At 66.0% G+C, this 13,090-nt stretch carries 8 protein-coding genes and 2 riboswitches; all 8 genes read left to right on the top strand.

Annotation, left to right across the window (positions count from 1 at the left end; genetic code table 11):
* On the top strand, positions 1-1,042 hold a 1,042-nt coding region (locus WCZ84_RS11895), incomplete at its 5' end, for an autotransporter assembly complex family protein (protein WP_372686495.1).
* Positions 1,042-4,587 (top strand): translocation/assembly module TamB domain-containing protein, encoded by a 3,546-nt coding sequence (locus tag WCZ84_RS11890; protein WP_372686494.1) that lies wholly within the window; start codon positions 1,042-1,044, stop codon positions 4,585-4,587. The genes WCZ84_RS11895 and WCZ84_RS11890, both read left to right, overlap by 1 nt.
* Before the next feature lie 57 nt (positions 4,588-4,644).
* Complete coding sequence (gene dcd, locus WCZ84_RS11885; RefSeq protein WP_372686493.1) at positions 4,645-5,208, top strand: dCTP deaminase; 564 nt, start codon at positions 4,645-4,647, stop codon at positions 5,206-5,208.
* A 4-nt stretch (positions 5,209-5,212) separates the two neighbouring features.
* Positions 5,213-7,501 (top strand): Orn/Lys/Arg decarboxylase N-terminal domain-containing protein, encoded by a 2,289-nt coding sequence (locus WCZ84_RS11880; protein ID WP_372686496.1) that lies wholly within the window; start codon positions 5,213-5,215, stop codon positions 7,499-7,501.
* Positions 7,502-7,510: 9 nt separating this feature from the next.
* Positions 7,511-8,755 carry a CaiB/BaiF CoA transferase family protein gene (locus WCZ84_RS11875; protein WP_372686492.1) on the top strand — a complete coding sequence of 415 codons (1,245 nt, stop codon included), beginning with the start codon at positions 7,511-7,513 and terminating at the stop codon, positions 8,753-8,755.
* Between the two features lie 79 nt (positions 8,756-8,834).
* A riboswitch (glycine riboswitch) is annotated at positions 8,835-8,929 on the top strand.
* Between the two features lie 10 nt (positions 8,930-8,939).
* Positions 8,940-9,040: riboswitch (glycine riboswitch) on the top strand.
* A 35-nt stretch (positions 9,041-9,075) separates the two neighbouring features.
* Positions 9,076-10,167 (top strand): glycine cleavage system aminomethyltransferase GcvT, encoded by a 1,092-nt coding sequence (gene gcvT, locus WCZ84_RS11870; RefSeq protein ID WP_372686491.1) that lies wholly within the window; start codon positions 9,076-9,078, stop codon positions 10,165-10,167.
* A gap of 41 nt (positions 10,168-10,208) precedes the next feature.
* Positions 10,209-10,580 carry a glycine cleavage system protein GcvH gene (gene gcvH, locus WCZ84_RS11865; protein WP_372686490.1) on the top strand — a complete coding sequence of 124 codons (372 nt, stop codon included), beginning with the start codon at positions 10,209-10,211 and terminating at the stop codon, positions 10,578-10,580.
* A 23-nt stretch (positions 10,581-10,603) separates the two neighbouring features.
* Positions 10,604-13,090: aminomethyl-transferring glycine dehydrogenase (gene gcvP, locus WCZ84_RS11860; RefSeq protein WP_372686489.1), on the top strand; the 2,487-nt coding region annotated here is incomplete at its 3' end.

Genomic DNA, 13,090 nt, shown 5'->3' with positions numbered 1-13,090 from the left:
GCCGGACAACGGCAACGGTTTGCAGCTTCGGGTGGATGTGCCGCGTCCCGAGGGCAACGAGCCCGTCACCCTGCCGGTGCGCGTGCAGGTCACAGAAGGGCTTGCGCGTTGGTTCAAGGGATCCCTGGGGGTGGACAGCGATCACGGCGTGCGTGCCGAAGCCCTCTATCACCAGAACGTGCTCTGGGGCTGGCCCGTCTGGATCGAAACCGGCGCGGGGTTGGATGCCGACCGGCAGAAGGCTTTTTTCGACCTGCATCTGCCCCCGGGCGACGATGGTGCGCGCGACAGCCTGGGCCTGCTGTACGACCACTCCGACATCGAGGGCGTGGAAACGCACCTGACGGGCCTGGGCTGGAAGCGCAGCCAGCTGCGCAAGGCGGCCGGCAGCAGCCGGGTCGAATACGAGGTGCTCTGGGGCGGCCAGCTGTTGCACGAAAAGAACCGCATCTCGGGTTCGGACCGCTACGAGGTATCGGCGGGCACCCTGACCTGGCAATGGCAGCGGCGCGATGTGAATTCCAAGTACGATCCGCGCGAAGGCAATCTGATCGAGCTGGGCCTGGGCGCCGGCGCCACCCTGGATGGCGGCGATCCGTTCTATCGGGCCCGGATCCGGGCCCAGCAGTGGTGGACGGTGGGCGCCCGCGATGTATTCACCGTGCGCGCCGAAGTCGGCAAGGTCTGGAGCCACAACGATAACGTGCCGCAGAGCTTCTTGTGGCGCACCGGGGGGTCGCGCTCGATCCGCGGATACCGCTACGATAGCATCGGGGTGAGCCAAGGAAACGCGACAGCGGGCGCGCCCGTGCTGGGTGTGCTCGGCGCGGAATACACGCACTATTTCACGGATATGTGGGGGGCCAACGTGTTCGTCGATGCCGGCGATGCCGCCGCGTCATTCGGGGCATTCGAGTGGCATCTGGGATACGGCGCGGGGGCCGTGGCCAATACGCCGGCGGGTCCGTTCAATGTCGCCCTGGCCTGGGCCCAGAAAGATCGTCGTCTGCGGCTGGTGTTTGCCATGGGGATCGCTTTTTGATGCGTGTGCTGCGCCGCCTCACGCTGTGGGTGCTGCCACCCATGGTCCTGGCCGTCGCCGTCGTGGCCGGTTTTGTCTGGTGGAGCGTGTTCTCCACCGTGGGCACGCGCTGGACCCTGCACACGGCGGTCGCGCTGCTCGATGGCGAGGCCGAGGGCATCACGGGTTCGATCTGGCGTGGCGTCTCGGTTCGGGATCTGTCCCTGACGCTTCCCGACCTCGCGTTGTCCGCCCGGGATCTGCATCTAGCGGTGGCGTGGCGCGAACTGCTGCAACGCCGCCTGCACGTACGCGACCTGTCGGCGCAGTCGCTCGTGGTGCGCTTGCCGCCCGAAGAGGATGACGGCGTCCAGGGCGATGAGGCGCAAGAGCCGTTTGCCGTCCCCGAACTGCCCGTGGCCATCCAGGTCGATCGCCTCGCGCTGGGCAGGCTGCAGCTCATCGAGGCGGATGTGGCCTGGCCGGTGGATCTACGCACGCTCGATACGCGGCTCTCGCTCGAGGGCCCGGCAGCAGAGATGGATCTGCAGACCCTGGAGCTGAGCCATCAAGGCATGTCGCTGAGCGTATCCGGGCAGGCAAAAGCATCCCGGCTGGCCGCCCCCTGGCCTTTTTCCGTTCAGTTGCAGCTCGACGCCCGCGAATCGTCCCCGGCCCCGGGCCAGGCCGACGTGGGCGAGGGCGAGGCCGCAGCGGCTTCCTTGTGCCTGCGCGACTGGCTGCCCAGCACACCGGAGACGCTGCAGGATGCCCCCTGCCAGTGGCAGGTCGAACTGGAGGCGCAAGGGTCCCTGGATGCGGTGCAGGGTCGGGTGCATGCGGTGGGCGAAGGCATGCAGCTGAATGCCGAAATTGCGGCCCGACCGCAGCAGGCTTTCCCGCTGGAAACGGCGCAGGTCAGCCTGCGCTTGCCGGCGCAAGCCGGCCTGGATCTGAACCTGCACACCGAGCCAGCCACGGACGGCCTGCAGACGGTCAGGGCGCAGTGGCAGGTGTATGCCCTGCCGCTGAATCGCTGGTTGCCTCGCGAGGTGGGCGCCAGCCGCCTGGACATGCAGGGCGGGCTTCGGGTCGGGCTCACGGCTGCACAGGCCGTACAGGATCTGGGCGTGCAGATCCGTTTCGATTCGGGCAGCCAGTGGAACGGCCAGGCGCTGCAGGGGCATTTGAATCTGGAGCGCCTGGCCCGGCACGGTGCCGCCTTGTACGACGGCCAGGCGCCGAGCGATGAAAACTGGACGCAGTATCGATTGGCCGGGCTGGATGCCGAGCTGGCGCTCGGGCCGGATCGTTTGCAGCTGCGCGGCACCGTCTCGGCCGACCAGCTCGATGTGGATCTGCTGGCCGATTTCCCCCGGCTGGCCGCCCTGTGGCCCGGGCTGCAGGACGGCGCGCGGCTGGCGCTTGAGACCCGGGGCTCTCTGGCGCAGCATCAAGTTCGTGTCCAGGCGAGCCATGACCCCGACGATGCGCAACCCGCCACCCCGGGCCAGGCCCCGTCCCATGTGCAGGCCGATCTGCACGGCGAGTGGACGCCCGAGGGCTGGCGCGGGGCGTTCACGCAGTTGCGGGCGGATCACGCCGGCTTGAGCGTGCGCAATCAGGGGGCCTTTTCGGTGGCCGTCGATGCCGAAGGCGCCTGGCAGGTTGGCGAAGCCCGCCTCGGCGTATTCCTGAATGACGAGTCGCTGATCGATATTCACAATCAGGCCTCGTCGGGTCATGGGGACGGCTGGCACACACGGGGCCGCGTGGCATCGCTGGTGGTGACCCCGGCCCGCATTCGCCAGATACAGGAATGGCTTGCACCCAAAGCGCCGGGCGAGGGGGCGGGCGGTGTACAAACGGTGGACGCCGCCTTGGCCCGGGACAGTCGGCTCGATTTGTCGCTGGCCTGGGATCTGGGTTTCGAGCAGGCCCTGTCGGGCAGCGTACAGTTGCGTCGGCTGGACGGAGACCTGGTCGTGCCGGGCGACGTGCCGGTCGCCCTGGGCCTGCAAGAGACCCGCCTGGACGTCGACGTGCGGGTCGTGCGGCCCGGGCTCAGCCAGGTGCAGGCCGATCTGCGGGTGGACACCGAAAAAATGGGCCGGCTGCGCCTGCAGGCCGAGACGCCGCTGCATGCTTCCGCGCAGGGCGGCCTGTCGATAGATCCGCGGGATGAGAAAAGGCTGCATTTGGTGGCGGATTCCGAGGACCTGGCCTGGGTGAACCTGCTGCTCGATGGCGCGCTGGAAGTCGGCGGCACGGTCCATGCCGACGTGCGCGCGCGCAGCCTGCCCGACGAACGTTGGGTGTTCGACGGCCCGTTTCGGGGGGAGGATCTGCGGGTGCTCTTGCCGGATCAGGGCGTACGACTGCTGGATGGCGTCTTGCAGGGGCATTTCGAAGGGGAACGTGTGGTGCTGGAGCAGCTGCGTTTTCCGGCGGTGCGCAGGGTCGTGCCCAAAGAATGGCGTACCGCGACCTGGATTGCCGAAGAGCCGGACGCACAAAATGGCGACCTGAAGATCAGTGGCCAGTGGCAGCTGGCCGACGAGGCCGGCACGGTGCAGATCGATTTCCACCGCTATCCCATCCTGCAGCGGTCCGACCGCTATGCCATGATCAGCGGCTCGCTGGGTATCCGGATCCATTTGCCCGAAGTCATCCTGCGCGGCACCCTGACGGCGGATGCCGGGTGGTTCGATCTGGACATGCTCAGCAACGTGCCGTCGCTCGACGGCGACGTCGTGATCTTGAAGGCGGGTGAAACCTCGCCGCCACCGCCGGCGTCTCCCCCCCTGGACATCGAGGCGGACTTGCATGTCGACCTGGGGCCGCGCTTCTACATTACCGGCTATGGCGTGAACGCGGGCCTGGTGGGCCAGCTGGACCTGAGCCTGCATCACGACCAGCTCACGGCAATGGGGGCGCTGCGCACGCGCGGCGGCTCGATCGACGCGTACGGGCAGCACTTGCAGTTGCGCCGCGGCATCATCACCTTCCAGGGCGATCTCACCAACCCGGTGCTGAACATCGAGGCCCTGCGCACCAATCAGATGGTTCAGGCCGGGGTGCGGGTGATCGGCACCGCCCGCCAGCCACGGATCGACCTGGTGTCCTATCCCGACGTGAGCGAGGCCGAAAAACTGTCCTGGCTGCTGCTGGGCCGCGGGCCGGACGAGGCGGGCGGCGCCGACATGTCGCTGCTGCTGGCCGTGGGCAGTTCGTTCCTGGCCGACGGCGAGCCGTTCTATCGGCGCTTCGGTCTCGACGAACTGGGCTTGCAGCGCGGGCAGCTGGGCAGTACCGGCAGCTTGCTGCCCCCGCAAACCGTGGTCAGCAGCGGCCTGGATGCGGGGGCAAGCGCGCTGGAGCAGCAATTCGTGCTGGCGGGCAAGAACGTGGCCAGCGATGTCAAGCTGAGCCTCGAGCAGGCGCTGTCGGACACCGGAACGGTGGCCCGGCTGGGGTATCGCCTGATGCGCGGCCTGCAGGCCGAGGTGACCGTAGGCACGGTCAATGGCCTGGCTTTGGTCTACACCTGGTTTTCGCGCGACTAGACCTGGCCTAAAATAGACGGTTACGCCCAGCCTATGGGGCGTTTCACCGAGGGTGACATGAGCATCAAGAATGACCGCTGGATTCGGCAGGCCGCGCAGGCCGGCATGATAGAACCTTTCGAGCCGGGCCAGGTGCGCTGCATCGACGGCCGCCGCATCGTCAGCTATGGCACCAGCAGCTATGGCTATGACGTCCGTTGTGCCAACGAGTTCAAGATTTTCACCAACATCAATTCGAGCATCGTCGATCCCAAGGCCTTCGATGAGCGCTCCTTCGTCGATTTCCAGGGGGATGTCTGCATCATCCCGCCCAACTCGTTCGCCCTGGCGCGCACGGTCGAATATTTTCGCATCCCGCGCAGTGTCCTGACCATCTGCCTGGGCAAGAGCACCTATGCCCGTTGTGGCATCATCGTCAACGTCACGCCGCTGGAACCCGAATGGGAAGGCCACGTGACGCTCGAATTCTCCAATACCACCCCGCTGCCCGCCAAAATCTATGCGGGCGAGGGCTGCGCCCAGATGTTGTTCCTCGAAAGCGACGAGGTCTGCGAGGTCTCGTATGCCGATCGCGGGGGCAAGTATCAGGGCCAGAAAGGTGTGACCCTGCCGCGTACCTGACATGATGAAATTTCGCTTTCCCATCGTCATCATCGATGAAGACTATCGCGCCGAAAACACGTCGGGTTTCGGCATCCGGGCGCTGGCCGAAGCCATCGAGGCCGAGGGTGTCGAGGTGCTTGGGGTCACCAGCTACGGCGACCTCAGCTCGTTTGCCCAGCAGCAAAGCCGCGCCAGCGCCTTCATTCTGTCGATCGACGACGAAGAATTCGACGAAGACTCGCCCGAAGACGTGGCCAACGCCATCAAGAACCTCCGGACCTTCATTGGCGAATTGCGCTTCCGCAACGAAGACATCCCCATCTACCTGTACGGCGAAACGCGCACGTCGCAGCATATCCCCAACGACATCCTGCGCGAGCTGCACGGCTTCATCCACATGTTCGAGGACACGCCCGAATTCGTGGCGCGCCACATCATTCGCGAAGCCCGGGCCTATCTCGAAGGCCTGGCGCCGCCGTTTTTTCGCGAATTGCTCAAGTACGCGTCCGATGGCTCGTATTCATGGCATTGCCCGGGGCATTCGGGCGGCGTGGCCTTCCTGAAAAGCCCGGTGGGCCAGATGTTTCACCAGTTTTTTGGCGAAAACATGCTGCGCGCCGACGTCTGCAACGCGGTCGACGAGCTGGGCCAGCTGCTGGATCATACCGGGCCAGTGGCCGAGTCCGAGCGCAATGCGGCGCGCATCTTCCATGCGGATCACTGTTTTTTCGTGACCAACGGGACCTCGACCTCGAACAAGATCGTCTGGCACGCCAATGTCGCTGCGGGCGACGTGGTGGTGGTCGACCGCAACTGCCACAAATCCATCCTGCATGCCATCACCATGACAGGCGCCATCCCGGTGTTCCTGCGGCCCACGCGCAACCACCTGGGCATCATCGGGCCGATTCCCCTCGAAGAGTTCGAGCCCGAGAACATCCGCCGCAAGATCGCCGCCAACCCATTTGCCCGGGCAGCCGCCAACCCGCGGCCGCGCATCCTCACGCTCACGCAGAGTACGTACGACGGGGTGATTTACAACGTCGAAATGATCAAGGAAAAACTGGGCTCCGAAATCGACACCCTGCATTTCGATGAAGCCTGGCTGCCGCATGCCGCATTCCACAGCTTCTACGAAGACATGCACGCGATCGGGCCCAACCGCCCGCGCAGCCAGGATACGATGATCTACGCCACGCATTCCACCCACAAGCTGCTGGCGGGCCTGTCCCAGGCTTCGCAGATCGTGGTGCAAGACTCCGAATCGCGCAAACTGGATCGCAACATCTTCAACGAAGCGTTCCTCATGCATACGTCGACCTCGCCGCAGTACGCCATCATTGCGTCCTGTGACGTCGCCGCCGCGATGATGGAACCGCCCGGGGGAACCGCCCTGGTCGAAGAATCCATTCGCGAGGCGCTGGACTTTCGCCGCGCGATGCGCAAGGTCGAATCCGAATACGGGCGCAACGACTGGTGGTTCAAGGTCTGGGGGCCCAATCGCCTGGTGCCCGAAGGGATCGGCAATCGCGAAGACTGGCTGCTCAACTCGGGGGACGAGTGGCACGGCTTTGGCGACCTGGCCGAGGGTTTCAACATGCTCGACCCGATCAAGGCCACCGTGGTCACCCCCGGCCTGGACATCTCGGGTACGTTCGCCGAATCGGGGATCCCGGCGGCATTGGTGTCGCGCTATCTCACCGAGCACGGCGTCGTGGTCGAAAAGACCGGTTTGTATTCGTTTTTCATCCTTTTTACCATCGGCATCACGAAGGGGCGCTGGAACACTTTGCTCACGGCGCTGCAGCAGTTCAAGGACGACTACGACCGCAACCAGCCCCTGTGGCGGGTGCTCCCCGAGTTCGCCCGCCAATACAAGCGCTACGACCGCATGGGCCTGCGCGACCTCTGCCAGCAGATTCACGCGGCCTATCGCCAGTACGACTTCGCCCGCCTCACCACACGGGTCTACTTGAGCGACATGGTGCCGGCCATGCGCCCGGCCGATGCCTACGCCCACATGGCGCATCGCGAGGTCGAGCGGGTGCCGGTCAAGGATCTCGAGGGCCGGGTCACCGGCGTGTTGCTCACCCCGTATCCGCCGGGCATCCCCTTGCTCATCCCGGGCGAGCGCTTCAATGCGGACATTGTCAACTATCTGATCTTCACACAAGAGTTCAATCGGCAGTTCCCGGGGTTTGAAACCGATGTCCACGGCCTGGGCCATGAGGCTGATGAAACAGGTCGGCGGGCCTACTATGTGGATTGCATCCGCGAGTCGGTGATTGCCGGCCCGCCAGAAACGTCCTGAGGCCGATTCGTGCCGATGACGCCTACGCACCCGCTTTCCGCCGATCGCGCTTCGCGCGCCGCAGGCGGTGGCGCCCTGCCGTTGGCGGGCGTGCGCGTGCTCGAACTGGGGCAGTTGATCGCCGGTCCGTTCGCCACCAAGATGCTGGGCGAATTCGGGGCCGAGATCCTCAAGGTCGAACCGCCGGGCCAGGGGGATCCGCTGCGCAACTGGCGCTTGTTGCACCAGGGGACCTCGGTCTGGTGGCAGGTGCAGTCGCGCAACAAAAAGTCGCTTTCGCTGGATTTGCGTGAACCCGAGATCCAGGCGCTGGTGCGGCGGTTGGCGGGCGAATGCGACGTGGTGGTCGAGAATTTCAAGCCCGGCACGCTCGAGGCGTGGGGGCTGGGCTGGGAAGATCTGCACGCCCTCTACCCGCGCTTGATCATGCTGCGGGTCTCGGGCTACGGGCAGACGGGGCCGTATCGCGACCGGCCGGGCTTTGGCGTCGTCGCCGAAGCGATGGGCGGGCTGCGCCATCTCAGCGGCGAGCCGGGGCGCCCGCCGGTGCGGGTCGGGGTCTCCATCGGGGATTCCCTGTCCGCCCTGCACGGTGTGATCGGCGTACTGCTGGCGCTGCGGGTCCGCGCGCAGCAGGGCGTGGGGCAGATGGTCGATGTCGCCCTGTATGAATCCGTGTTCAACATGATGGAAAGCCTGTTGCCCGAATATGCGGTGTTCGGCGAGGTGCGCCAGCCCGCCGGCAGCAGTCTGCCCGGGATCGCCCCCAGCAACGCGTACGCCTGCCAGGACGGCTATGTGCTGGTTGCGGGCAACGGCGACAGCATCTTCAGGCGCCTGATGGCGCTGATCGGGCGCCCGGACCTGGGCGACGCGCCAGACCTGGCGCACAATACGGGCCGGGTCGCCCGGGTCGATGAAATCGATGCCGCCATCGGGGCCTGGGCGGCGGCCCGCACCCAGGACGAGGCCCTCGAGGCACTGAACGGCGCCCGGGTGCCGGCCGGGCGTATCTACGACATCGCCGACATCGCCACCGATCCGCACTACCACGCGCGCGGGATGATCCTCGACCAGCCGCTGCCGGATGGCTCGCCCTGCCAGGTGCCTGGCATCGTGCCCAAACTGTCCGCCACGCCAGGCCGCATTCGCGCGGCAGCGCCCGCTTTGGGGCAGCATACCGACGAGATCCTGGCCAGCCTGGGGGTCGATCAGGCCACACGAAACGATTGGCGCGCGCGCGGCCTGATCTGACGGTTGATTTGCGCTGCAGCACGCGTCGGCCGATTGCTACCGCGGTCTGATTCGGGGTATGCTTTGCCCTTGCTGTCACCCGATGCGGGTGGGAGAGTGCCATACGCAGGCCGTATGGCCGCCGAAGGCGCAATTCGCCCGAAATCGCTCAGGCAACCGTACCATTCGCATGATGCCCGTCGCATCGCAGCATTCTGGAGAGACTTGCCCGGCCAGCCGGTGCAGGCGCCGAAGGGGCACCCCCCGTGTGGGGCAACTCTCAGGCAAAAGGACAGAAGGGCGTTGCCGGCATTCGTGCCCCCTGATTTCCGGAGCCTTTCATGTCAGATTCTCTTCTCAAGACCCCCCTGTACGATACGCATGTCGCGCTGGGCGCCCGCATGGTCGATTTCGGTGGCTGGAGCATGCCGCTGGCCTACGGTTCGCAGCTCGAAGAACACCACGCCGTTCGCCGCAAGGCGGGGATGTTCGACGTCTCGCACATGCTCAATGTCGATATCGCCGGCGTACGGGCGCCCGACTTTCTTCTGCACGTGCTGGCCAACGACGTCGGCCGCATCGCAGGCCAGCCGGGGCGCGCCCTGTATTCGTGCATGCTGCGCCCGGACGGCGGGGTGATCGACGACTTGATCGTCTATTTTTTCCGGTCCGATCTCTGGCGGGCCGTGGTCAATGCGGGCACGGCCGACAAGGATCTGGCCTGGATGCGCGAGCAGGCGGCCCCGTTCGGGGTGGTCGTCACGCCGCGTCGCGATCTGGCCATGCTGGCGGTCCAGGGGCCCGAGGCCCGTGCGCTGGTATGGGCGGTGCGGCCCGCGTGGCAGGCAGGCACCGAGCTGCTCAAGCCGTTCTGGGGCAGCCAGGTCGCCGAGGACACTCTGGTGGCCCGTACGGGCTACACGGGCGAAGATGGCTTCGAAATCGTGCTGCCCGCCGGTCAGGCGGCAGCCCTCTGGGCCGATCTGGCCGCCGCGGGGGTGCAAGCATGCGGTCTGGGTGCCCGCGATACATTGCGCCTCGAGGCGGGGCTCAACCTGTACGGCCAGGACATGGACGAATCCGTTCATCCGCTTGAGTCCGGCCTGGGCTGGACGGTGTCCTTCAAGGATCCCGCAAGGCAGTTCATCGGCCGTACGGCCCTCGAGCAGGCAGACCGTACCCGTGAACTGGTCGCCCTCAAGCTGCTCGAGCGCGGGGTCATGCGCGCTCACATGAAGGTGCGTACGGCCCGGGGCGAGGGCGCCGTCACCAGTGGCAGCATGGCGCCCACACTGGGGTTTTCGATCGGCCTGGCGCGCGTGCCGGCCGGTAGCCAGCCCGGCGAGTCCGTCGAGGTCGAAATCCGCAACAAATGGGTGGCCGCCGAAATCGTGCAGCCGCCTTTCGTGCGCCAGGGCAAGGCCCTGGTCTGACGCTTTTTTCCTTTCTCTGAACATCCTGACGGGGTACCATCATGTCCATTCCCAACGACCGCAAATACACGGCCTCTCACGAGTGGGTCAAGGCCGACGGCGATTCTTTCCTGGTCGGCATCACCGATGATGCGCAAGACCAGCTTGGCGACCTGGTGTTCGTCGGCGAAGTCACGGTCGGTGCGCACGTGGCTGCCGGGGATACGGCGGCCGTCGTCGAATCCGTCAAGGCGGCCTCCGACATCTACGCGCCGGTGGCCGGCGAAATCCTGGCCTTCAACGAGGCGTTGTCCGATGACCCCGCGCTCATCAACGGCGCGGCCTGGGATCAGTGGATCTTTCGCATCAAGCCCGATGACCCGGCGGCCGTCGACGGCCTGCTCGATGCCGCCGGCTACGAAGCCCAGTCCTGATCGATCCGACGCGGAGATTTTCCATGCAGCGCGATGCCGCCACGCAGTCCGAATTCATTGCCCGACACATCGGGCCGTCCCAAGACGATCAGCGCGCCATGCTGGCCGCCATCGGGGTCGATAGCCTCGACGCCCTGGTCCACGAGGTGGCGCCTGGCAACATCCTGTCCGAGCCGCCCTACCTGAACCTGCCCGAGCCCATGTCCGAGGTCGCCGCCCTGGCGCAGATCCGAGGCATGGCCCGCCGCAACCAGGTGCTGCGCAGCTACATCGGCCAAGGCTATTACGGCACCCACGTGCCTCATGTGATCTTGCGCAACATTCTGGAAAACCCGGCCTGGTATACCGCCTATACGCCCTATCAGCCCGAGATCTCGCAGGGCCGCCTCGAGGCCTTGCTGGTGTTCCAGACCATGGTGTGCGATCTCACGGGCCTGGACATCGCCAATGCCTCGCTGCTGGACGAAGGCACGGCGGCCGCCGAGGCCATGACGCTGGCCCGGCGCGTGTCGCGCGCCAAGTCCGAGGTGTTTTTCGTCTCGCAGCACGTACACCCCCAGACGATCGAAGTCATGCGCACCCGGGCGGCGGGGCTGGGCATCGTGCTGGACGTCGGTGATGAAGCGCTCGGCTTGCCCGAGTGCTTCGGGGTGTTGCTGCAATACCCCCATAGCCTGGGGGGGGTGGCCGATTACCGGGCGCTGGCGCAGCAGGCCCACGAGGCCGGCGCCATCGTGGCGGTGGCAACCGATCTGCTGGCCCTGGCCCTGCTCAGTCCGCCCGGCGAATGGGGGGCCGACATCGCGGTCGGCTCGGCCCAACGGTTTGGGGTGCCCATGGGTTATGGCGGGCCCCATGCCGGCTTCATGGCCTGCAAGGATGCCTGGAAACGCAATCTGCCGGGGCGCTTGGTCGGGGTCTCGCAAGATGCCCGTGGCGAACCGGCCTTGCGGTTGGCATTGCAAACGCGCGAGCAGCATATCCGCCGGGAAAAAGCCACCTCGAATATTTGCACGGCCCAGGTGCTGCTGGCCGTGATGGCCGCCATGTATGCCGTCTGGCATGGGCCGCAGGGCATTGCACGCATCGCACAGCGGGTGGCCGGCCATACGGCGCGCCTGGCCAACGCCCTGCGTGCCATGGCGCTTGACGTATGCAACGACAGCCACTTCGACACGCTGTGCGTGCGTACGGGCGGGTCCACCCAGGCAGTCCTGGATGCCGCGATAGAGGCCGGGATCAACCTGCGCCGGGTCAGCGAGGCCTGCGTGGCCCTGTCGCTGGATGAAACCGTACAGCCAGAAGACCTCGAGGCGCTTGTCGGCGTCTTTGCGGCAGGAACGGGCCAGGCCCGCATTCGCCTGGATTTCGACACGCAGGCCGATGGGGTGCCGCTGGCGCTGCGCCGAACGGGGCCGATATTGGCGCATCCTGCGTTCTCGCGCGTGCAGTCGGAAACCGACATGCTGCGCTATCTGCGCCAGCTGTCCGACAAGGACCTGGCGTTGGATCGCACCATGATCCCTTTGGGATCCTGCACCATGAAGCTCAACGCCACGGCCGAGATGATTCCCATCACCTGGCCCGAATTCGGCGACATGCATCCTTTTGCGCCGGCAGGGCAGGCCCAGGGGTACCAGGCGCTCATCCAGCGCCTGTCGGATGCCTTGTGTGAAATCACGGGCTATGACCGCATCAGCCTGCAGCCCAATTCCGGGGCTCAGGGTGAATATGCGGGTTTGCTGGCCATCCGCGGGTATCATCAGGCCCAGGGCCAGCATCAGCGCAACGTGTGCCTGATTCCGGCGTCCGCGCACGGCACCAATCCGGCTTCAGCCCACCTCGCCGGCATGGAGGTGGTGGTCGTGGCTTCGGACGCCCAGGGCAACATCGACATGGCTGATCTGCGCGCCCGCATCGAACAGGTGGGTGACCGGCTGGCGGCGCTGATGATCACACACCCCTCCACGCATGGGGTGTTCGAGACCACCGTCACCGAGATCTGTGCGCGGGTGCATGAGGCCGGCGGCCAGGTCTACCTGGATGGCGCCAACATGAACGCCATGGTGGGCGTGGCCCGCCCAGGGCATTTTGGCTCGGACGTCTCGCATCTCAATTTGCACAAGACGTTCTGCATTCCGCACGGGGGCGGTGGGCCGGGGGTGGGGCCCGTGGCCGTACGGGCGCACCTGGCGCCTTACTTGCCCGGGGTCGTGGGTGAAGACGGCCGGCTGCCGGCAGGCCAGAGCGGGCCGGTCTCCGCGGCGCCTTTTGGTTCCGCCAGCATTTTGCCCATCTCCCTGATGTACATCCTGATGATGGGGGCGTCTGGCCTGCGGCAGGCCACGCAGGTGGCCATACTCAATGCCAATTATCTGGCTACGCGCCTTGCGCCGCATTATCCGCTGCTCTATGCCGGGCCCAATGGCCGCGTGGCCCACGAATGCATTCTCGACATCCGGCCCATCAAAGACCGCAGCGGGATCGGCGCCGAAGACATCGCCAAGCGG

It is taken from the genome of Castellaniella sp., from assembly GCF_041675725.1.
Classification (GTDB): Bacteria; Pseudomonadota; Gammaproteobacteria; order Burkholderiales; family Burkholderiaceae_B; genus Castellaniella.
The sequence above is the reverse complement of the archived record's forward strand: the minus strand, read 5'-3'. Positions and strand labels throughout refer to the sequence as shown.